This window comes from Xenorhabdus griffiniae, from assembly GCF_037265215.1.
GTDB classification, from domain to species: domain Bacteria; phylum Pseudomonadota; class Gammaproteobacteria; order Enterobacterales; family Enterobacteriaceae; genus Xenorhabdus; species Xenorhabdus griffiniae.
In genome coordinates this window covers 1542534-1564072 of sequence record NZ_CP147737.1, presented here as the reverse complement: position 1 = coordinate 1564072, position 21539 = coordinate 1542534, and the positions used below count along the sequence as shown (strand labels likewise).

Annotated in this window: 20 protein-coding genes; 19 read left to right on the top strand and 1 reads right to left on the bottom strand. The window is 44.7% G+C overall.

What is annotated here, in order from left to right:
• Window positions 1-42 precede the first annotated feature (42 nt).
• The 17 genes from corC (at window position 43) to ybeD (ending at window position 18015) form a co-directional block, all read left to right on the top strand.
• Entirely contained in the window at window positions 43-921 is an 879-nt protein-coding gene (corC, locus tag WDV75_RS07040; protein ID WP_273558216.1) for a CNNM family magnesium/cobalt transport protein CorC, read from the top strand.
• A gap of 11 nt (window positions 922-932) precedes the next feature.
• Window positions 933-2462, top strand: a complete 1530-nt coding sequence (gene lnt / locus WDV75_RS07035) for an apolipoprotein N-acyltransferase (RefSeq protein ID WP_273558215.1) — start codon at window positions 933-935, stop codon at window positions 2460-2462.
• Window positions 2463-2985: 523 nt separating this feature from the next.
• Window positions 2986-3873 (top strand): glutamate/aspartate ABC transporter substrate-binding protein, encoded by an 888-nt coding sequence (locus WDV75_RS07030; protein WP_420497501.1) that lies wholly within the window; start codon window positions 2986-2988, stop codon window positions 3871-3873.
• Between the two features lie 119 nt (window positions 3874-3992).
• The gene (locus WDV75_RS07025) at window positions 3993-4733 is read left to right on the top strand and encodes an amino acid ABC transporter permease (protein ID WP_273558214.1); all 741 of its coding nucleotides are present in this window, start codon (window positions 3993-3995) and stop codon (window positions 4731-4733) included.
• A 3-nt stretch (window positions 4734-4736) separates the two neighbouring features.
• Window positions 4737-5411, top strand: coding sequence for a glutamate/aspartate ABC transporter permease GltK (gltK, locus tag WDV75_RS07020; protein ID WP_189760786.1), 675 nt, complete (start codon window positions 4737-4739; stop codon window positions 5409-5411).
• Window positions 5411-6136 carry an amino acid ABC transporter ATP-binding protein gene (locus WDV75_RS07015; protein WP_086108039.1) on the top strand — a complete coding sequence of 242 codons (726 nt, stop codon included), beginning with the start codon at window positions 5411-5413 and terminating at the stop codon, window positions 6134-6136. Before gltK ends, WDV75_RS07015 begins: the two co-directional genes overlap by 1 nt.
• Before the next feature lie 198 nt (window positions 6137-6334).
• Window positions 6335-8917 carry a leucine--tRNA ligase gene (gene leuS, locus WDV75_RS07010; protein WP_273558213.1) on the top strand — a complete coding sequence of 861 codons (2583 nt, stop codon included), beginning with the start codon at window positions 6335-6337 and terminating at the stop codon, window positions 8915-8917.
• A gap of 18 nt (window positions 8918-8935) precedes the next feature.
• Entirely contained in the window at window positions 8936-9496 is a 561-nt protein-coding gene (gene lptE / locus WDV75_RS07005) for an LPS assembly lipoprotein LptE (protein ID WP_273558212.1), read from the top strand.
• Window positions 9493-10524: a DNA polymerase III subunit delta gene (gene holA / locus WDV75_RS07000; RefSeq protein ID WP_273558211.1), complete on the top strand. Its 1032-nt coding sequence runs from the start codon at window positions 9493-9495 to the stop codon at window positions 10522-10524. Before lptE ends, holA begins: the two co-directional genes overlap by 4 nt.
• Window positions 10517-11257, top strand: coding sequence for a nicotinate-nucleotide adenylyltransferase (nadD, locus tag WDV75_RS06995; protein WP_273558210.1), 741 nt, complete (start codon window positions 10517-10519; stop codon window positions 11255-11257). The genes holA and nadD overlap by 8 nt, the downstream gene beginning before the upstream one ends.
• Before the next feature lie 95 nt (window positions 11258-11352).
• A complete protein-coding gene (gene rsfS, locus WDV75_RS06990) occupies window positions 11353-11679 on the top strand; it encodes a ribosome silencing factor (RefSeq protein WP_189760561.1) in 327 nt (108 codons plus the stop codon).
• Between the two features lie 2 nt (window positions 11680-11681).
• Window positions 11682-12152 carry a 23S rRNA (pseudouridine(1915)-N(3))-methyltransferase RlmH gene (gene rlmH / locus WDV75_RS06985; protein WP_189760560.1) on the top strand — a complete coding sequence of 157 codons (471 nt, stop codon included), beginning with the start codon at window positions 11682-11684 and terminating at the stop codon, window positions 12150-12152.
• 36 nt (window positions 12153-12188) lie between these two features.
• Window positions 12189-14111 carry a peptidoglycan DD-transpeptidase MrdA gene (gene mrdA / locus WDV75_RS06980; RefSeq protein ID WP_273558209.1) on the top strand — a complete coding sequence of 641 codons (1923 nt, stop codon included), beginning with the start codon at window positions 12189-12191 and terminating at the stop codon, window positions 14109-14111.
• 12 nt (window positions 14112-14123) lie between these two features.
• A complete protein-coding gene (gene mrdB / locus WDV75_RS06975; RefSeq protein ID WP_273558208.1) occupies window positions 14124-15236 on the top strand; it encodes a peptidoglycan glycosyltransferase MrdB in 1113 nt (370 codons plus the stop codon).
• Between the two features lie 12 nt (window positions 15237-15248).
• Complete coding sequence (gene rlpA / locus WDV75_RS06970; RefSeq protein ID WP_273558207.1) at window positions 15249-16166, top strand: endolytic peptidoglycan transglycosylase RlpA; 918 nt, start codon at window positions 15249-15251, stop codon at window positions 16164-16166.
• Between the two features lie 163 nt (window positions 16167-16329).
• Window positions 16330-17538, top strand: coding sequence for a D-alanyl-D-alanine carboxypeptidase DacA (gene dacA, locus WDV75_RS06965; RefSeq protein WP_189760556.1), 1209 nt, complete (start codon window positions 16330-16332; stop codon window positions 17536-17538).
• A 213-nt stretch (window positions 17539-17751) separates the two neighbouring features.
• Window positions 17752-18015 carry a DUF493 family protein YbeD gene (gene ybeD, locus WDV75_RS06960; protein ID WP_189760555.1) on the top strand — a complete coding sequence of 88 codons (264 nt, stop codon included), beginning with the start codon at window positions 17752-17754 and terminating at the stop codon, window positions 18013-18015.
• Window positions 18016-18167: 152 nt separating this feature from the next.
• On the opposite strand, the gene WDV75_RS06955 is transcribed toward ybeD, so the two are convergent.
• Window positions 18168-19628, bottom strand: coding sequence for a TrkH family potassium uptake protein (locus WDV75_RS06955; RefSeq protein WP_273558206.1), 1461 nt, complete (start codon window positions 19626-19628; stop codon window positions 18168-18170).
• 182 nt (window positions 19629-19810) lie between these two features.
• Between WDV75_RS06955 and lipB the strand changes: the two genes are divergently transcribed.
• Window positions 19811-20446: a lipoyl(octanoyl) transferase LipB gene (gene lipB / locus WDV75_RS06950; protein ID WP_273558251.1), complete on the top strand. Its 636-nt coding sequence runs from the start codon at window positions 19811-19813 to the stop codon at window positions 20444-20446.
• A gap of 118 nt (window positions 20447-20564) precedes the next feature.
• Complete coding sequence (gene lipA / locus WDV75_RS06945) at window positions 20565-21530, top strand: lipoyl synthase (RefSeq protein ID WP_273558205.1); 966 nt, start codon at window positions 20565-20567, stop codon at window positions 21528-21530.
• Window positions 21531-21539 lie beyond the last annotated feature (9 nt).

Sequence of the window (21539 nt, the reverse complement as noted above, 5' to 3'; positions counted from 1 at the left end):
AATAGTCTACGATTTTATATGGGGAATTTTCATTAAAACGCCATGAGCGACGACCATCCTTCAAGTAACGATAACCCTGGCCCTAAGAAAGGCTTTTTTGCACTTCTTAATCAGCTTTTTCACGGTGAACCGAGAAACCGTGATGATTTGGTTGAACTGATCCGTGATTCTGAGCAGAACGACCTCATCGATCCTGATACCCGCGAGATGCTCGAAGGTGTCATGGATATTGCTGATCAACGCGTGCGTGACATTATGATCCCACGCTCACAGATCGTTACCTTAAAACGCAACCAATCTCTGGACGAATGTCTGGATGTTATTATCGACTCGGCTCACTCACGCTTTCCTGTGATCAGCGAAGACAAAGATCACATCGAAGGCATATTGATGGCGAAAGATCTGCTACCCTTCATGCGTACAAATGCAGAACCTTTCAGCATTGATAAAGTTCTTCGTCAGGCTGTTGTCGTGCCGGAAAGTAAACGTGTTGACCGCCTGCTGAAAGAATTCCGTTCCCAACGCTACCATATGGCGATTGTGATCGACGAATTTGGCGGCGTTTCGGGGCTGGTCACCATTGAGGATATTCTTGAACTGATTGTGGGTGAAATAGAAGACGAATACGATGATGATGAAGATAACGATATTCGTACCCTAAGTCGCCACTCCTATTCAGTGCGGGCGTTGACTCAAATCGAGGATTTTAATGACGTTTTTGGCACTAATTTCAGCGATGAAGAGGTTGATACTATTGGTGGGCTAGTCATGCAAGCATTTGGGCATCTGCCTTCACGTGGGGAATCCATCACCATTGATGGTTACCTTTTCAAAGTGGCAATGTCTGATAGCCGTAAGATCATTCAGGTTCATGTAAAAATACCGGATGATGCTGATGTTCCTGGCCTTGATAAACAATAAATAGGATCTGGATGAACAAAGCCTCATTAATGAGTTGCCAGCGGTTACGTGCCGTGCTGGCACTTTTCTTCGGAGCCAGTGGAACGCTGGCTTTTTCACCTTTTGATTTCTGGCCTGCTGCTCTTGTTTCCCTTTTTGGCCTGCAAATTCTTTCCTTAAACAGAACAACCCGCCAGGCTTGCTTTATTGGTTTATGCTGGGGCCTTGGCTTATTTGGCAGTGGCGCAAACTGGGTTTATGTCAGTATCGCCGACTTTGGTGGCATGCCAACCGCTATCAATATCTTTTTGGTGATCTTGCTATCTGCCTATCTTGCCCTTTATCCCGCTTTATTTACTGGTGTATTGAACCGCTTTTTTCCGGCTTCTAATAGCATCAGGCTGGTTATAGCCAGCCCAGCGATGTGGCAATTGACAGAATTCTTGCGTGGTTGGGTGTTATCTGGGTTTCCGTGGTTACAATTTGGTTACAGCCAAATTGATGGCCCGATGAAAGCCATTGCGCCTATTCTGGGTGTGGAAGGTATTACCTTTTTACTGATGATGATCAGCGGATTGTTGGTTGTTGCTGTCACCCAGAAAAAAATTTCCGCGGCTATTTTCGCCATTATCCTGTTACTGTTACCGTGGTCAATGAGGCACTACCAGTGGTATACCCTACAACCAGAAAAAGCCACTGATATTGCTTTGATTCAAGGTAATATTCCCCAAGCCATTAAGTGGGAATCCAGCGCTCTTGGAAAAACACTGGATATTTATTTGGACAACAGTCGTCCTTTCATTGGTAAAACGCGAATCATCATCTGGCCGGAATCTGCTATTCCTGATAATGAATATAACCAGCGTGATTTTCTGACTAAACTGGATACCGTGCTGAGAAAACATAATACCAGTTTGATCACTGGCATTGTGGACGCCCGACCGACATTGGAAGGTTATAAATTCTATAACAGCATCATCGTATTAGGGGATAAGATACCTTACCAATACCCAGCGTTAACCCGTTACGACAAACATCACCTGGTACCGTTTGGTGAGTTTGTGCCACTAGCATCAATACTGCGGCCATTGGCACCTTTATTCAATTTGCCGATGTCTTCTTTTAGCCAAGGTAATTACATCCAGCCTCAACTTTCTGTTGCCGGACACAATATTACTGCCGCTATCTGCTACGAAATTATTTTGGGTGAACAGGTGCGTGATAATTTCAAACCTGACACCGAGTTCCTCTTGACCGTTTCTAATGATGCCTGGTTTGGACGTTCCATTGGCCCTTGGCAGCATTTCCAAATGGCACGAATGCGCGCTCTTGAATTGGGGCGTCCTCTGCTAAGAGGAACGAATAACGGCATTACCGCAGTAATTAACCCGGATGGTTCCATTCAGGCTGAACTTCCACAATTTACCCGACAGGTATTGGAAACCAAAGTAACCCCAGCCACAGGGATAACACCTTATTTTCGCTTCGGAAATTGGCCAATATGGGGAGCAAGTGCCCTGTTTTTTATCTTTGCTTTGATAAAAAAACGCCGCAAATCTTGATTTTCTATTTTTCTGTAATTAAACGTTAATAGTGATCAGGGCATATTACTTATGTCCTGATTTCATTTAACTATCGATTTCATCACCGAAATAACAATAATTCCTCACATATATCACCATCAAATACCCGCTAAAACAGAACATTATTTTAAATAGCGCAAAGTGTGAACAATATTCAATATTATTCACTTTTTAATCACACATAAATGAAATTGTTTATTTATAGTGCGATGTGTGTCGCGAAACGGAAACATTATGGTTTCAAAAAAGTAACATTATGAATTATTTTTTTACATCACATAAACAAAGAAACCAGAAAAATCGTTTCGGCAGTCTTATTTATGTATACCAATCGTCTTTCAAGATGCGTCTTATATCTCCCCGCGTAGCGGGGGAGATATAAACAATCACATTGATTTTTAATCTGCAACTTGAAGTTGGATTGGTATAGAAACATGCAAAAACACAATTATCTGTAAGCAAATCCAATTTCACAAAAAATAACCAGATAAAGGAGCTGTATATGCGTAAGTTGATGTTAACTATGATGTTGCTTAGCGCAGTCGGGGCTGCCCATGCTGAGGAATTGACAGGAACACTGAAAAAAATCAAAGATAACGGCATTATCGTTGTTGGACACCGAGAATCGTCGGTTCCATTCTCTTACTACGATAATCAACAAAACGTCGTGGGTTATTCCCAGGATTATTCCAACCTGATCGTTGAAGCAGTCAAGAAAAAGCTGGATATGCCTAATTTGCAAGTTAAGCTGATCCCGATTACCTCCCAGAACCGCATTCCCCTGCTACAAAATGGTACTTTCGATTTTGAATGTGGCTCCACCACCAACAACATTGAACGACAGAAACAAGCAGCATTCTCCAATACCATCTTTTCCGTCGGTACTCGCTTGCTGACCAAAAAAGATTCAGGTATCAAGGGGTTTGATGATCTGGCAGGAAAAAATGTCGTTGTGACTTCCGGCACAACTTCCGAAATCTTGTTGAATAAGCTCAATGATGAGAAGCAAATGAAAATGCGTATCATCAGTGCCAAAGACCACGGTGATTCATTCCGTACTCTGGAATCAGGCCGTGCTGTCGCCTTTATGATGGATGATGCTTTACTCGCTGGTGAACGCGCGAAAGCTAAAAAACCCGATCAATGGATCATTGTTGGCAAACCACAATCGGAAGAAGCATACGGCTGTATGCTGCGCAAAGATGATCTCCAATTCAAGAAATTGATTGATAACGTTATTGCCAAAACACAAACCTCCGGTAAAGCAGAAAAAATGTTTGATCGCTGGTTTAAAGAACCCATTCCACCTAAGAACCTGAATTTAAACTTCTCTATGTCAAATGAAATGAGAGATTTGTTTAAGTCACCAAACGATAAGGCGTTGAATTAAGCAAGCAAAATCCCGATTTCATTGGCAATAACGGGTATGAGGTAGTCGTTCCCTACCTCATTTTTTTCCAGATTTAAATTCGATGAATGACAGCTAACCCCATATCAGGGAGTTCGATTATGTCCGCTAATTGGGATTGGGGCATCTTTTTACAAGCAGCCCCTTTTGGTAATACCACCTATCTGGGGTGGCTTATTTCTGGTTTTCAGGTAACGGTGGCACTTTCCGCCTGTGCCTGGATCATTGCATTCGTTGTCGGCTCATTGTTCGGTATTCTTCGCACAGTCCCGAATAAATTCCTTGCCGGACTTGGGACGTGTTATGTGGAGTTATTTCGCAACGTTCCTCTTATTGTCCAATTTTTTACCTGGTATCTGGTGGTTCCTGAATTCCTGCCCAAAAATTTGAGCGATTGGTTCAAAATGGAGTTGGACCCCAATATCCAGTTTTTTATCTCTTCAGTCCTCTGCTTAGGTTTATTCACCGCGGCCCGTGTATGTGAGCAAGTTCGCGCGGCAATTCAGTCACTCCCAAGGGGGCAAAAAGCCGCAGGTCTGGCAATGGGATTAACCTTGCCACAAACCTACCGTTACGTTCTGCTGCCAAACGCCTACCGAGTGATAATTCCCCCCATGACCTCAGAAATGCTCAATTTGGTGAAGAATTCTGCCATTGCGTCCACAATCGGGTTGGTTGATATGGCTGCTCAGGCCAATAAATTGCTGGATTATTCCGCTCACGCCTATGAATCATTCACAGCGATCACACTGGCTTATATAGGTATCAACCTGGTGATCATGCTTGCCATGAGCATACTGGAGAAAAAAGTACGTTTACCCGGCAACCTGGGAGGGCGATAAAAAATGTATCAGTTTGACTGGAGTTCAATTGTACCAAGCTTGCCCTTCCTTCTGGATGGATTGTTGATAACGGCAAAAATTACCGTGACAGCCGTTATCATAGGCATTGTTTGGGGAACCATGCTGGCGATAATGCGCCTCTCATCCATCAAAGCGTTGAGCTGGTTTGCCGCCCTATATGTTAACCTGTTCCGCTCAGTTCCACTGGTGATGGTATTACTGTGGTTTTATCTGATTGTGCCTAACTTATTACAAAATATTCTAGGTATTTCACCAAAAACCGATATCCGTTTAATTTCTGCAATGGTAGCTTTTTCGCTCTTTGAGGCAGCTTACTACGCCGAAATAATTCGGGCAGGTATTCAGAGTATTTCCCGCGGGCAATCTTCTGCTGCGCTGGCACTGGGTATGACTCAATTGCAAAGCATGCGGTTGGTCATACTGCCACAAGCATTTCGGGCAATGATCCCATTGCTGCTAACACAAGGCATTGTATTATTCCAGGATACTTCTCTGGTATATGTATTGAGTCTGGCGGATTTTTTCCGTACAGCAACGAATATTGGTGAGCGCGATGGAACCCAAATTGAAATGGTTCTGTTTGCCGGCTTTGTTTATTTTGTGATTAGTTTTTCCGCTTCTATGCTGGTTAACTATTTGAAGAAAAGGACTGTTTGATGATTTCCCTGAAAAATGTATCCAAGTGGTATGGCCAATTTCAGGTTCTTACTGACTGCTCAACTGAAGTCAAAAAAGGCGAAGTAGTCGTGGTATGTGGACCATCTGGTTCCGGCAAATCCACACTGATAAAAACGGTCAATGGTCTTGAACCTGTCCAGCAAGGTGAAATTCGAGTAAACGACACAAAAGTCAATGACAAGAGCACTAATCTGGCACAATTGCGCTCCAAGGTGGGGATGGTGTTTCAGCACTTTGAACTTTTTCCTCACCTATCGATTATTGAAAACCTGACACTGGCTCAGGTTAAAGTGTTAAAGCGCGACAAGAAAGAAGCGACTGAAAAAGGCTTAAAACTGCTGGAACGAGTTGGGTTAGCCAGCCATGCGGATAAATTTCCTGCACAACTCTCCGGTGGTCAGCAACAACGTGTTGCCATTGCCCGGGCGCTCTGTATGGACCCGATTGCAATGCTATTTGATGAGCCTACTTCTGCCCTTGATCCTGAAATGATTAATGAAGTGCTAGATGTCATGGTGGAATTGGCGAACGAAGGCATGACCATGATGGTCGTCACCCATGAAATGGGATTTGCCAAGAAAGTAGCACATCGCGTTATTTTCATGGATGAAGGCAAAATTGTCGAAGACAGTAAGAAAGAAGATTTCTTTGCTAACCCAAAATCGGAGCGTGCCCGCGATTTTCTGGCGAAAATTCTGCACTGATTTTTCCTTGTCGGCGGCAGGCAAAACTACCGCCGATTTTAAATTTTCCCTAAAAATAAGTAATTTTCCGCATTCCGCCTTTAACAAGAGTTGTTGCCCCTATCCCTTATCAGCTATGCTATGGAACCTTAGATTTCATAAACAAACTAAACGCGCTAAAGGCGTAGCTTTATTACTCACCATAGGATTATCGGTGCCATGCAAGAACAATATCGTCCAGAAGACATAGAACAACAAGTCCAGCTTCATTGGCAAAAGAAGCGAACGTTCAAAGTGACAGAAGACAGCAGCAAAGAAAAATACTATTGCCTGTCCATGCTACCTTATCCTTCTGGCCGACTACATATGGGCCATGTCCGTAACTACACCATTGGTGATGTAATTTCCCGTTATCAGCGCATGCTGGGCAAAAACGTATTGCAACCTATCGGTTGGGATGCGTTTGGTTTGCCAGCAGAAGGCGCTGCGGTCAAGAATAATACCGCCCCAGCTCCATGGACGTATTCCAACATTGAATACATGAAAAACCAGTTAAAGCAACTGGGTTTTGGCTATGATTGGGAGCGTGAAGTCACGACCTGTACGCCAGAATACTATCGCTGGGAACAATGGTTCTTCACTAAATTGTACGAAAAAGGTCTGGTATACAAAAAAACTTCCGCTGTTAACTGGTGCCCACATGATCTGACTGTTCTCGCTAACGAGCAGGTTATTGATGGCTGTTGCTGGCGTTGTGATACCCAGGTTGAGCGTAAAGAGATCCCACAATGGTTCATTAAGATCACCGCTTACGCAGAAGAGCTGCTAAACGATCTGGATAAACTGGAAGATTGGCCGGAACAGGTCAAGACCATGCAACGCAACTGGATTGGCCGTTCTGAAGGTGTCGAAATCACGTTCAATGTTGCTGACAGCCAGGAAAAACTCACCGTTTACACCACACGCCCTGATACTTTCATGGGAGTCACTTATGTCGCAGTGGCAGCAGGTCATCCTCTGGCAAAGCAAGCTGCGGAAAATAATCCTGAACTGGTGAAATTTATTGACGAATGCCGTAATACCAAAGTTGCCGAAGCTGATATGGCAACGATGGAGAAAAAAGGCATGTCAACTGGCATGTTTGTCATTCATCCATTAACCAATGAAAAACTCGCTATCTGGGTTGCTAACTTTGTCTTGATGGAATACGGCACTGGTGCGGTGATGGCTGTTCCAGGACACGATCAACGTGACTGGGAATTTGCCACTAAATACAGCCTGCCAATAAAAGCCGTTATTCTGGACAACGATGGCAATATACCAAACGTTCAAGAAGCAGCAGTTACTGATAAAAATGTACTGGTCAATTCCGGTGAATTCAGTGGCCTGAGCCATGAAGAAGGCTTCAATGCTATCGCAGACAAACTGGTTGCAATGGGCGTCGGACAGCGTAAAGTCAATTACCGCCTGCGTGATTGGGGCGTTTCTCGTCAACGTTATTGGGGTGCGCCAATTCCAATGGCAACACTGGAAGATGGCACTGTTGTCCCTGTTCCAGAAGATCAATTACCGGTAATTTTGCCAGAAGATGTCGTGATGGATGGGATCACCAGCCCAATTAAAGCGGATCCTGAATGGGCAAAAACGACCATTAACGGCCAACCTGCACTGCTTGAAACTGATACCTTTGATACCTTTATGGAATCCTCATGGTATTACGCACGCTATACCTGTCCAGATTATGATAAAGGCATGTTGGATCCGGCAGCGGCTAACTATTGGTTGCCAGTGGATCAATACATCGGTGGTATTGAACACGCTATCATGCACCTGATGTACTTCCGTTTCTTCCATAAATTGATGCGTGATGCTGGCATGGTCAACTCTGATGAACCTGCCAAGCGCCTGCTGTGCCAAGGCATGGTTCTGGCCGAAGCCTTCTACTATACCGGCAACAGCGGCGAGAAAGTCTGGGTATCTCCAGCTGATGCCATTGTTGAGCGCGATGAGAAAGGCCGTATTGTCAAAGCAACAGATAAAGACGGCCATGAGCTGGTTTATACCGGCATGAGCAAGATGTCGAAATCCAAGAACAACGGTATCGATCCACAAATTATGGTCGATAAATACGGTGCAGATACCGTTCGTCTGTTTATGATGTTCGCTGCACCACCAGAACTGACTCTGGAATGGCAAGAATCTGGCGTGGAAGGTGCTAACCGCTTCCTGAAACGTGTTTGGCGTCTGGTTTACGAGCACAGCAACAAAGGAGCAACCCAGCCACTGGATATCAGCAACCTGACGACAGAACAGAAAGATCTGCGCCGTGATTTGCACAAAACCATTGCGAAAGTCACTGATGATGTTGGTCGCCGTCAAGCATTCAATACTGCCATTGCGGCCATTATGGAGCTGATGAATAAACTGACTCGTGCGCCACAGGAAACAGAGCAAGATCGCGCTCTGATGCAAGAAGCAGTAACAGCGATTGTACGTATGCTTTCACCGATTACACCACACGCTTGCTTTGTCATGTGGAAAGCGCTTGGTAATGAAGATGACATTGACACTGCGGTATGGCCACAAGCAGATGAGCAGGCAATGGTAGACGATACTAAACTGGTCATTATCCAAATTAACGGTAAGGTTCGTGGTCGTATCACGGTACCGGCAGATGCAACAAAAGAGTATGTCCAAGAGATGGCGATGCAAGAATACGGTGTGCAGAAATATCTTGAAGGCGTCAGTATCCGCAAAGTCATCTATGTTCCAGGTAAGTTACTGAACCTGGTTGTCGGCTGATAACAGGAGACCCTATTTGTGGTAGAAAATAATCTACGACATCATATTTGCACGTTTTTGCTCGGGTTAGCGGTGCTAGTCACCGCTGGCTGTGGTTTTCATCTTCGCGGCACAACACAAGTACCAAAGGAGCTGCAAACATTGCAATTAAGTTCTGGAGATCCTTATGGTCCTCTGGCACGAGCAGTACGTCAGCAACTTCGGCTAAACGATGTCAAAATTGTGGAAAATGGTGATGCTTCATTACCTATCCTGAAACTGGTTAGCTCTAATGAAAACAAAGAGACAGTTTCTATCTTTCAGGATGGTAAAGCGGCTGAGCGTCTGTTGGTACTGAATGTTGATGCGCAAGTTCTAATGCCAAATGGTAGCATCTATCCATTGCGGGCAAAGGTTGATCGTTCGTTCTTCGATAATCCTTTGGAAGCACTGGCAAAAGATGCAGAAGATGAATTGGTTAAACAGGAAATGCGCGAACAGGCTGCTCGTCAGCTTATGCGCCAATTGTTAACCGTTCATGGCGCAGAACTCTTGAAAGCTGAAGCAAAACAAAAAGCTGCGGCAACACAGAAGCAATGATCCGACTGTATCCTGAACAACTTTTCTCGCAGCTCAATGAAGGGCTGCGAGGCAACTACCTGTTGTGGGGCAATGAGCCATTACTATTGCAGGAAAGTCAAGACAGCATCCGCAAGGTGGCTGAACAACATGGCTTTATGGAGCATTTCACCTTTACATTGGATAACCATACCGATTGGGATGAAATCTTTAGCTTATGTCAGTCACTTAGCCTGTTTGCCAGCCGTCAGTCTCTCACTCTGCTGCTTCCAGAAAATGGCCCTAATACCACAATGGCAGAGCGGCTGACCAAGCTGTCAGCGTTGCTGCATTCAGATATTTTACTGATATTGCGCGGGCACAAACTGACTAAAGCACAAGAAAATAGCTCGTGGTTCAAAGCGATTGGGCAAAATGGGGTATATGTCAGTTGCTTGACACCTGAGCAAAATCGCCTGCCACAATGGGTGGCACAACGTGCCAAAAACCTGGGGCTATTACTGGAAAATGAAGCCAATCAATTACTATGCTATTGCTATGAAGGAAACCTATTGGCAATGGCTCAGGCCCTGGAACGTCTTTCCCTGCTCTATCCCGACAATCGATTGACACTTCCTCGCGTAGAAGAAGCAGTCAACGATGCGGCTCACTTTTCTCCCTATCATTGGGTTGATGCTTTGCTGGCAGGAAAAATAAAGCGAGCATGGCATATATTGAAACAACTTCGGCAAGAAGATACCGAGACGATCATTTTGCTCCGTACTATACAGAGGGAACTCATGCTACTGTTGGTACTTAAGCGTCAATATACGACCGTCCCTCTGAAAACTTTGTTTGATCAACACAAGATTTGGCAAAATCGTAGGGCATTGCTGTCAACTGCACTACAGCGTCTGTCACAGCGAGAACTGCAATCTGCCATACATTTGTTGACCCAGATGGAACTGCGCGTCAAACAGGATTATAGCCAATCCATTTGGGCTGACCTGGAAACGCTTTCCATGTTGTTATGCGGAAAATCATTACCAGAGAGCTTCCTGAATGCCTGAATCTATTGATCCAATCAATATCGATCAAGATATTGACTCAACGAATATTACCCCAATCAATGCCACTGATTCTGTAACCAATGGGAATTCTCCGGTTATTCAGGCTTTATTCGGTGGCACATTTGATCCCATCCATTATGGTCATTTACGTCCTGTGGAAGCATTAGCCCAACTAGTGGGACTTAAGCAGGTTATCTTATTACCGAATCACGTTCCCCCACATCGCCCTCAACCGGAGGCAACTGCCCAGCAACGATTGGAAATGGTGCGTCTGGCCGTGCGGGATAATCCTCTGTTTACTGTAGATACCCGTGAGCTAGAGCGGCAAGCACCTTCTTACACCATAGAAACGCTGAAATCCTTTCGTCAGGAAATCGGTGAACAACTTCCATTGGCATTCATCATTGGCCAGGACTCATTACAAGCTATTCATACCTGGCATAAGTGGGAAGAGTTGCTCGATATTTGTCATCTGCTGGTCTGCTCCCGTCCGGGTTATCAAAGCCAACTTACGGCTCCAGGAATGCAATTGTGGCTTGAAAAGCACCAAATTGGTTCTCCACTCCCACTGAGCCAAAAACCATATGGTTATATTCATCTGGCAGCCACTCCGTTGTTAAACATTTCAGCAACGGATATTCGTCAACGTCACCAGCAAGGGATAAGCTGTGATGATTTGCTGCCCCCATCGATACAAAATTATATCGATTCACAGGGACTATATAAGAAATAACGAAACCATGCGGTGATTTGCAGCTAACTCGCTTACTTTTATAGAGATTGGCGTGCTATTATTCTGCGTTACTTAACCAATTTGATGAAATAAAGGTGATCCTTTTGCAAGGCACAGAACTACAACAATTTGTTATTGATAGACTTGAAGATTCCAAAGCACAAGATATTGTTTCTATAGACGTTCGTGGAAAATCCAGCATTACTGACTGCATGGTTATCTGCACCGGAACATCAAATCGCCATTTGATGTCTGTGGCAGATCATCTGGTGGATGACTGCCGCCAAGCCGGCATTATGCCTTTAGGTGTTGAAGGACAAGGCATTTCAGACTGGATAGTCGTCGATCTCGGCGAAATCATGGTCCATGTGATGCAAGAAGACAGCCGTCGTATGTACGAACTGGAAAAACTCTGGAGCTGAGTTTGAAGTTACAACTGGTCGCTGTAGGAACAAAAATGCCGGACTGGGTACAGACCGGCTTTATGGACTATTTGCATCGTTTTCCCAAAGATATGCCTTTTGAGCTTATTGAAATTCCAGCGGGAAAACGGGGCAAAAATGCTGACATCAAGCGCATTCTGGAAAAAGAAGGCGAACAGATGCTGGCTGCCGTCGGTAAAGGAAATCGCATTGTGACTCTGGATATCCCTGGTTCTCGTTGGGATACCCCACAATTGGCACAACAGCTTGAACGTTGGAAGTTGGATGGCAGAAACGTCAGCCTGTTAATTGGTGGTCCTGAAGGTTTGGCCCCTGCCTGTAAAGCAGCTGCGGAACAAAGCTGGTCACTCTCTCCTTTAACCATGCCACATCCTCTTGTACGAGTTCTGGTTGCGGAGAGCCTTTATCGGGCGTGGAGCATCACTACTAACCACCCTTATCATCGGGAATAAATTGGGTAATCTGACACCGTGAATTCTGGCAATGGGATGAAGAATCAACGAACCCCTTTTCGCGATCATTCGGCTGAATCGGCCTTATTCATACGCCGCGCACTCGTGGCGTTTATAGGCATTATTATTTTAACGGGCATCCTGTTTGCCAATCTCTATCATCTCCAGATCACACGCCACGAAGATTACCAGACCCGTTCGAATGGAAATCGTATTAAGCTCGTTCCCATAGCCCCAAGCAGGGGCATTATTTATGACCGTAATGGCACACCACTGGCAGCTAACCGCACTATTTATCAGTTAGAAATCGTGCCACAAAAAGTCGCTGACCTTGATAAGACATTAAATGATCTGCGCTCCGTCGTTGGACTGACTGATGAAGATATTGAAACCTTCAAAAAAGAGCGCCAACGCGCACGCCGTTTTACCTCTATTCCGCTAAAAACCTCATTGACTCCAGTTCAGGTTGCTCGGTTCTCCGTTAACCAATACCGTTTTACGGGATTGGAAATCAAAGGATACCAACGCCGCTATTACCCTTATGGTTCCGCTCTCACTCATGTGATCGGCTATGTTGCTAAAATCAACGACAAAGATGTAGAGCGACTAGAAAAAGAAGGTATTCTTGCAGATTATGCAGCCACCCATGATATCGGAAAACTAGGTATTGAACGTTATTATGAATCCGTTCTGCATGGCAAACCGGGTTATGAAGAAGTCGAAGTCAACAACCGCGGTAAAGTGATCCGCCAGCTACATGAACAACCACCACAAGCTGGCAAAGATATTTACCTGTCCATTGACTTAGAGTTGCAAACCTATATCGAAGAGATACTGACGACCAGCCGGGCAGGTGTGGTTGTTACCGATCCCCGTACAGGGGAAGTTTTGGCTATGGTATCCAACCCAAGCTACGATCCGAATCTATTTGTCGATGGTATTTCGAGCCAAGACTATAAATCTCTGCTCAATGATCCTAATCGCCCCTTAATTAACCGTGCCACACAAGGCGCTTATCCACCAGCATCAACCGTGAAGCCTTTTATTGCCGTTGCCGCCCTTAGTAGTGATGTCATTACCAAGAACACGACTATCAATGATCCTGGGTGGTGGCAACTGCCAGGTTCAGAGAAACGCTACCGTGATTGGAAACGCTGGGGACATGGCAAGCTGAATGTGCACAAATCGATTGTCGAGTCAGCGGATACTTTTTTCTATCAACTCGCCTATGATATGGGTATCGATAAGATCTCCGAATGGATGACGAAATTCGGCTATGGTCAATTTACTGGTATTGATTTGAAAGAAGAAAATCCTGGTAATATGCCGACCCGTGAATGGAAACTTAAACGCTATAAAAAACCGTGGTATCAAGGCGATACGATTTCCGTTGGTATCGGCCAAGGATACTGGACTGCAACCCCTATGCAGATGGTAAAAGCTTTAATGATTTTGATTAATGATGGCGTAGTAAAAACACCCCATTTTTTGATGAATACGCGTGTAAATGGCGAAATGCTGCCTTACCAGCCCCCTGCCAGCAAACCGATTGGGGATATTCATTCTGGGTATTGGGAAATAGCTAAAGATGGTATGTATGGGGTTGCCAATGCTCCGAATGGCACAGCGCGTAGGTTCTTTGCCGGTACGCCATATAAGGCGGCCGTTAAATCAGGTACAGCCCAAGTTTTCAGTTACGAAACTTACAATGCAAGTAAGCTTGCTGAACATCTACGTGACCATAAGCTGATGATTGCCTTTGCGCCTTATGACAACCCAAAGGTTGCCGTTTCCATCATTCTTGAAAATGGTGGATCTGGGCCGCCTGTCGGCACTATTGTGCGTCAAATTCTGGATCATATTTTACTCAGGGATAACAAAAATCCCTCTCCTGCCAGCGCCGCTGCTGAAACAGGAGTCAATACGACCAAAACACAAACTACCCAGAACAGAAACTAATTGAGTAATATCATGACAGATTCACCAAACAAGGTTCCTTTCTGGACCAGACTCCATATAGATATTCCATTAGTGCTATGCGTTCTGGCATTACTGGTCTATAGCCTTTTCATTATGTGGAGCGCCAGTGGGCAAGACGTGGATATGATGGAACGGAAAATAGGACAAGTCATCATGGGCCTTATCGTGATGCTCGCCCTGGCTCAAGTTCCGCCACGCATGTACGAAAATTGGGCGCCTTACCTCTATATTGCCTGTGTTATCCTGCTCATCTTCGTTGATGTTTTTGGGCAGATCAGTAAGGGAGCGCAACGCTGGTTAGATCTGGGCATTGTACGTTTTCAGCCGTCAGAAATTGCCAAAATCGCTGTACCTTTGATGGTGGCTCGCTTTATGAACCGAGATCTCTGTCCACCTTCGCTGAAAAATACGGGCATTGCACTGGTTTTGATTTTCACCCCTACGCTACTGGTAGCAGCCCAACCGGATTTAGGTACATCTATTTTGATTGCGGCTTCTGGGATATTCATCCTATTTCTGGCGGGGATGAATTGGAAACTTATTGGCGTTGCTGTTTTGCTGCTTGCCTGTTTCATCCCAATATTGTGGTTCTTCCTGATGCATGATTACCAACGCGCCCGCGTTATGATGCTATTGGACCCAGAAAGTGACCCATTGGGCAAAGGCTATCACATCATTCAATCCAAAATTGCTATTGGTTCAGGGGGAATATTTGGAAAAGGCTGGCTACAAGGTACCCAATCGCAGTTAGAATTCTTGCCGGAGCGACACACTGACTTTATTTTCGCCGTTCTGTCTGAAGAATTGGGGTTAATTGGCGTCCTAGTTTTGCTGGCACTCTACTTGCTGGTCATTATGCGTGGTCTGTTTATTGCAACCAAAGCACAAAATACTTTCGGCCGAGTTATGGTCGGAGGATTAATACTGATTTTCTTTGTCTATGTTTTTGTCAATATCGGCATGGTAAGCGGTATCCTGCCGGTAGTCGGTGTTCCCCTGCCGTTGATTAGTTATGGGGGATCAGCATTAATTGTCCTAATGGCGGGGTTCGGCATTATCATGTCGATACATACGCATCGTAAATTATTGTCCAAAAGTTTATGAGGAAGAAGTTTCATGCGTCAACAGTGGCTTATACTTAGCATCGTAGCGGTACTGATGTCAGGCTGTAACATAACCGGTAACGATCAGACATCTTCTCTTCCCCCAGTTCCAACACGTGATGTTTTGGGGGCGGAGCCTCAATATGAGCCTTACCATCCAAGTGCTAACCGAGATTATCAGCGGGATGGGCAAACCTATCACATAGTGCAAGACCTTGCTCACTTTACCCAGACAGGCTATGCCAGTTGGTTCGGTGAAGAATCCAATGGAAAGCTGACAGCAATTGGTGAACGAGCGAATCGCTATGCTTTAGCGGCAGCGCACCCGACACTGCCTATTCCAAGTTATGTTCGTGTCACTAACTTAAGCAATGGACGCATGATGATTGTCAGGATCAATGATCGAGGCCCTTACAATAAGCCTGGAAAAATCATTGAGTTATCTCATGCAGCAGCAGAGCGGCTCAATTTGATGCCACAGAGCAAAGTGAAACTGGATGGTATTCTCGTTTCACCTGATGGCTCACTTTCTGGTTTGGGAACAGAAGGATCGACGATTGTTAAACAGAGCTTTGCTTTACCTGAAAGACCTAATCTTAGCTCTCAATCATCAATGCTTCCTGCTGTAACAAGCAATTCTGCTGACGAGAAGACAGAGCAACAACCACCCGTTGAACAAGCTATTACCTCCCCTGCACCTGAATCAACAAACGGTTACATGGTGCAAGTAGGTGCAATCAGTGCTGAACAAAAAGCCAAAGAATGGCAGCAAACCTTGAGCCAGCGCTTTAATGTTCAAGGACGTATTATCCCATTTGGTAATGTTTATCGCGTCCAGCTTGGCCCATTCAATAGCCGCCAGCAAGCTATGGAATTACAAAAGAAATTGACAGATCAGATGCAGCAATCTTCGTTTATTGTTGCTCCCTGATCCCTTAAACACAGCGATAAATAACATCACCGCCTGCTGATATTTTCCTGTCAGCAGGCAGATAAATCTGCTGCACTCAGTTTTGTTTAATGTCAGCTTTTTTTCATTTGTTATTATGTCATTTATTATCAATCCTTCTCTCACGGATGTTATCTAATCAATCATGAAATACATAGTTACTTCCCGTTTTATTAAAAGAGCCACATTAGGCATTGCTCTGGCTGCCAGCATTTCCGCATCTGCCTACGCGGATGATAATTTCAAAACCATGATCCCTGGTGTACCAGAACTGGATTCAGAAGCCTATATTCTGATTGATTACAACTCAGGAAAGGTATTAGCTGAAAAAGATGCAGATGTCCGCCGCGATCCGGCCAGTCTGACCAAAATGATGACCAGCTACGTCATTGGTCAGGCCATTAAGTCAGGAAAAATCAAACCAGATGATATTGTTACTGTAGGTAAAGATGCCTGGGCAACGGGTAATCCGGTCTTTAAAGGCTCGTCCCTGATGTTTTTAAAACCCGGTGACCAAGTTTCTGTCGCTATGCTCTCCCGCGGTATCAACTTGCAATCTGGCAACGATGCCTGCGTTGCGATGGCAGACTATGTAGCAGGCAGTCAAGACGCATTCGTTAGCTTAATGAATCAATATGTGCAAAATTTGGGGCTGAAAAATACCCATTTTCAAACCGTTCATGGCCTGGACGCCCCCGGCCAATATAGCTCTGCTCATGATATGGCATTGATTGGCCAAGCCCTGATCCGTGATGTACCGGATGAATATGCTATCTACAAAGAAAAAGATTTTACTTACAACAACATTCGTCAGCCTAATCGTAATGGCTTGTTATGGGATAAGAGCTTGAATGTTGACGGTATTAAAACGGGCCATACTAGTGGTGCGGGATATAACCTTGTTGCTTCTGCTACCGAAGGCAATATGCGCTTGATTTCTGCCGTAATGGGCAGCCCAACCTTTAAGGGACGTGAAACCGACAGCAAAAAATTATTGACTTGGGGTTTCCGCTTCTTCGAAACGGTTTCACCACTACAAGTTGGTAAAGAATTTGCGTCAGAGCCAATCTGGTATGGCGATACTGATAAGGTGCAATTGGGTGTTGACAAAAACGTTTACCTGACTATCCCCCGTGGCCGTTTGAAAGACCTGAAAGCCAGCTATGTATTGAACAATACCGAACTGCACGCACCACTCGCTAAAAATCAAGTTGTCGGAACTATCAACTTCCAGCTTGATGGTAAAACCATTGAACAACGTCCATTAGTTGTGATGCAGGAAGTCAAAGAAGGTGGCTTCTTTAGCCGTATGATCGACTATATCCGGCTGATGTTCCATCATTGGTTCGGCTAATCTCTTGAAAGCCAGATATTGAGCCTATATACCAATCTCACTTCAAGATGCATATGATATCTCCCCGCTTCGCGGGGAGATATCAGGGCTTCATAGCGTGTTGTAAATTGAAACTTGAAGTTTGACGCGTACATTAATTACATACCGTTAGAAAATTACCACGCCACGGCAAATCAACCATGATGTCGTGGCAAAGATATTTTAGGAATACCCATGAAAACGAAATTAAATGAACTGCTTGAGTTTCCTTGCTCATTCACCTACAAAGTGATGGGCTTGGCTCAACCTGAGCTGGTGGATCAAGTGATTGAAGTTGTTCAACGCCATGCCCCTGGCGATTATTCTCCAGCCGTGAAACCCAGCAGCAAAGGCAATTACCATTCCGTCTCTATTACCATCAATGCGACACATATTGAGCAAGTTGAAACGCTGTATGAAGAATTGGGGCAGTTAGAGTTGGTTCGCGTTGTACTGTAATAGTCCAATCTCGATTCATTAAAATACAATGCGCTGATACACGTCAGCGCATTGTTAATAAAAAACATTGAGTCAAATGCAAAGATGATTATTTCGTGGAGACTTAGCCCAATACACCATAAAATTAATTGATGTTCGCTCTAACATTCTGATCAAAAACGCCAAAACGTTTTTGAACATAAAATCAATATTGGGTAAATTTCTAGCCTTCCCAACAGCATGGCCGCACACATCATCCATTTCGCTATAGGATCAAGATCACCGAATCCTTGCGCCGTCGCGCCATATCCTATCCCCATATTATTAATACAAGCAGCCGCAGTGGCAAATGACGTCATCAAATCATAACCGAGCAAATTCAAGGCCCAGATAAAAAAACAACTAAAAAAGACATAGAGAAAGAAGAATCCCCAGACAGAACGCAGCACTCTTTCCTGAACCACAGATTTGCCAATTTTAATCGTCGAAATGGCATTGGGATGAATAAGCTGGTTAATCTCACTAACACTCTGTTTTGCCAGGATCATGAAACGGAGAGCTTTAATGCCCCCACACGTTGATCCCACGCAGCCACCAAAAAAACTCACTGCCAGCAATAACAATATTGTATGGGGAGGCCATTGAGCATAATCAGAGGTTGCTAAACCATTATCCGTCATCATAGAGCTGGTCATGAAAAAGCCGTGAACAAAGGCTTCTGTCACACCATACATGCCTGAACGGTATAATTCTAACCAGATAATGCCAACGATCACCGCCAATACCAGTAAGAAAAATTGCAATTCAGCATTTTTTAGCAGCGGTTTTAAACTCCTCCCCGTCAGGGCAACAAAATAGAGCGTAAAGTTGACGGCTGACAGAACTGAAAAAATACCGCCCACCATTTCAATGGCTGCACTGTCGTAATAACCAAGACTCTCATTGCGAGTAGAAAATCCGCCCAAAGAAACCGTTGAGATCCCATGACAGATAGCGTCAAACCACGACATTCCTGCGGCCCAAAAACTGGCTGAACAGAGTCCGCCCAGCAGCAAATACACTACCCATAAACTCTTGGCACCATCCGCAAGCCGGGGAGTCAACCGTTCTTCTTTGAAAGGGCCAGGCATTTCTGATTGATAGAGTTTGGCGCCACCAATCCCCAATAAAGGCAAGATGGCAACAGCAAGGACAATGACTCCCAAACCACCAATAAAATTGAGCTGAGCGCGATAATAGAGCACGGATTTGGGCAGGGCTGAAACATCATTCAATACCGTGGCTCCGGTAGTCGTAATGCCAGATATCCCTTCAAACATTGCATCTACCAAATTGATGTTTAAACTTTTATCGAGTACAAAAGGCAAAGCACTCAGCAATGAGAACAACAGCCAGAAAAGTACAATGATAAGAAATCCATCTTGTGTACTGGGCTGTGCCTTGGTTTTACGGGTAAAGTACCAGCCTATTCCACCTGTAACCAAGCCAATGACAAATGTCTCAAAAAAAGCAAAAACACTTTTTTCTTTATAAAACAGAGCCACAAAAGTAGGCAGCAACATTGAGAGGCTGTAAAGGAGCACCAGGAAACTACAAAGATGCCCCACAATCAGGAATTGGTTTTTTTTGACCATCTGCTAGCTCAAACAGGAGATTAAAGGGAAAATCGTCAAAATATATAACCATGATAATATAAAATAAAAATATATTCGCCTAATGAACAATATTGTTGCATTAAGGCATTCTCAAACTGGTGGGAATCATATTACAGCGTTATACTGGCGGGCACTTTTTGTTAATGAATGTGAAATTTCCATTGCAACATAACACCATTATTTTACGCCAGTTAGGTATTCAACCCTACGAACCGGTTTCTGATGCTATGCACCAGTTTACCGAGCAACGTACAACGGAAACACCTGATGAAATCTGGCTTGTCCAGCACGAAAAAGTATTTACGCAAGGCCAAGCCGGCAAAGCTGAACATATACTTGCACCTGGTGATATCCCTGTCGTTCAGTCAGACAGAGGAGGACAGATTACTTATCATGGTCCCGGACAGCAGGTCATGTATGTTTTGATTGACTTAAAACGGTCAAAAATTGGGGTGCGGCAATTGGTCACTTCAATCGAAAATACCGTCATCGAAACGCTGGCGCATTTTGGCGTGGAATCATATGCCCGCCCAGATGCTCCCGGAGTTTATGTCGCAGGTAACAAAATATGTTCCCTTGGGTTGCGTATCCGAAAAGGATGCTCTTTCCACGGTCTGGCACTGAATATTGCAATGGACTTACAACCATTTTTACGCATAAACCCTTGTGGTTATGCAGGAATGCAAATGGTCCAACTCAGTGACTTCGTCACCGGAGTGACCATTGAAGATGTACAACCCATTCTGGTGGAAAAATTCTGTCAGCTCTTGGGATTCCAACTCATCGATGAAAGATGATATAATTTTTTAACATTTTTCAAAAAAATTTGAATGGATTTATTGCCCTCGATATTTTTCTCATAACCATCAGGCAGTAAGTCAAAATCTGAAGAATATAACTGGAAGAAGCACGATTATGAGTAAACCAATTCAGATGGAACGAGGTGTCAAATACCGCGACGCAGACAAGATGGCTTTGATCCCTGTGAAAACAATTGCCACAGAACGTGAAGCACTTTTGCGTAAACCTGAGTGGATGAAAATCAAACTTCCTGCGGATTCCAGCCGCATTCAGGGTATCAAAGCGGCAATGCGCAAAAATGGGTTGCATTCTGTCTGTGAAGAAGCCTCCTGCCCTAACCTTGCTGAGTGTTTTAACCACGGAACCGCCACTTTTATGATCCTTGGCGCCATCTGTACTCGTCGCTGTCCATTCTGTGACGTCGCTCATGGTCGCCCAAATGCACCTGATGCAAATGAACCTATCAAGCTCGCGCAGACTATCCAGGACATGGGGCTGCGTTATGTCGTTATTACATCGGTTGACCGTGACGATCTGCGTGATGGTGGTGCGCAACATTTTGCTGACTGTATCACGGCTATTCGTGAAAAAAATCCGTCAATTAAGATTGAAACGTTAGTACCAGATTTCCGCGGACGTATGGATCGTGCTCTGGAAATACTGACTGCCACTCCCCCTGACGTGTTCAACCACAATTTGGAAAACGTACCACGGGTTTATCGTCAAGTTCGTCCTGGTGCTAACTATGACTGGTCGTTGAAACTACTGGAAAAATTCAAAGAAGCACATCCAGATATTCCGACCAAATCAGGTTTGATGGTGGGATTAGGTGAAACTAATGCAGAAATTTTAGAGGTCATGCGTGATTTGCGTAGCCACGGTGTTACCATGCTGACTTTGGGGCAATATTTACAACCAAGCCGCCATCACCTGCCAGTACAGCGTTATGTCAGCCCCGCTGAATTCGATGAAATGAAAGAAGCCGCGTTAGAAATGGGCTTTACCCATGCTGCCTGCGGTCCGTTTGTTCGCTCTTCATACCATGCTGACTTGCAGGCCAAGGGCGTAGAGATCAAATAATCTGTTGCC

Coding starts and splice junctions, on each gene's coding strand:
- WDV75_RS06955 (WP_273558206.1), bottom strand. CDS start 19,628: ATGGTCAAAAAAAACCAATTCCTGATTGTGGGGCATCTTTGTAGTTTC.
- holA (WP_273558211.1), top strand. CDS start 9,493: ATGATCCGACTGTATCCTGAACAACTTTTCTCGCAGCTCAATGAAGGG.
- WDV75_RS07025 (WP_273558214.1), top strand. CDS start 3,993: ATGTCCGCTAATTGGGATTGGGGCATCTTTTTACAAGCAGCCCCTTTT.
- ybeD (WP_189760555.1), top strand. CDS start 17,752: ATGAAAACGAAATTAAATGAACTGCTTGAGTTTCCTTGCTCATTCACC.
- mrdA (WP_273558209.1), top strand. CDS start 12,189: ATGAAGAATCAACGAACCCCTTTTCGCGATCATTCGGCTGAATCGGCC.
- lnt (WP_273558215.1), top strand. CDS start 933: ATGAACAAAGCCTCATTAATGAGTTGCCAGCGGTTACGTGCCGTGCTG.
- corC (WP_273558216.1), top strand. CDS start 43: ATGAGCGACGACCATCCTTCAAGTAACGATAACCCTGGCCCTAAGAAA.
- mrdB (WP_273558208.1), top strand. CDS start 14,124: ATGACAGATTCACCAAACAAGGTTCCTTTCTGGACCAGACTCCATATA.
- dacA (WP_189760556.1), top strand. CDS start 16,330: ATGAAATACATAGTTACTTCCCGTTTTATTAAAAGAGCCACATTAGGC.
- WDV75_RS07030 (WP_420497501.1), top strand. CDS start 2,986: ATGCGTAAGTTGATGTTAACTATGATGTTGCTTAGCGCAGTCGGGGCT.
- gltK (WP_189760786.1), top strand. CDS start 4,737: ATGTATCAGTTTGACTGGAGTTCAATTGTACCAAGCTTGCCCTTCCTT.
- WDV75_RS07015 (WP_086108039.1), top strand. CDS start 5,411: ATGATTTCCCTGAAAAATGTATCCAAGTGGTATGGCCAATTTCAGGTT.
- leuS (WP_273558213.1), top strand. CDS start 6,335: ATGCAAGAACAATATCGTCCAGAAGACATAGAACAACAAGTCCAGCTT.
- rlpA (WP_273558207.1), top strand. CDS start 15,249: ATGCGTCAACAGTGGCTTATACTTAGCATCGTAGCGGTACTGATGTCA.
- nadD (WP_273558210.1), top strand. CDS start 10,517: ATGCCTGAATCTATTGATCCAATCAATATCGATCAAGATATTGACTCA.
- lipA (WP_273558205.1), top strand. CDS start 20,565: ATGAGTAAACCAATTCAGATGGAACGAGGTGTCAAATACCGCGACGCA.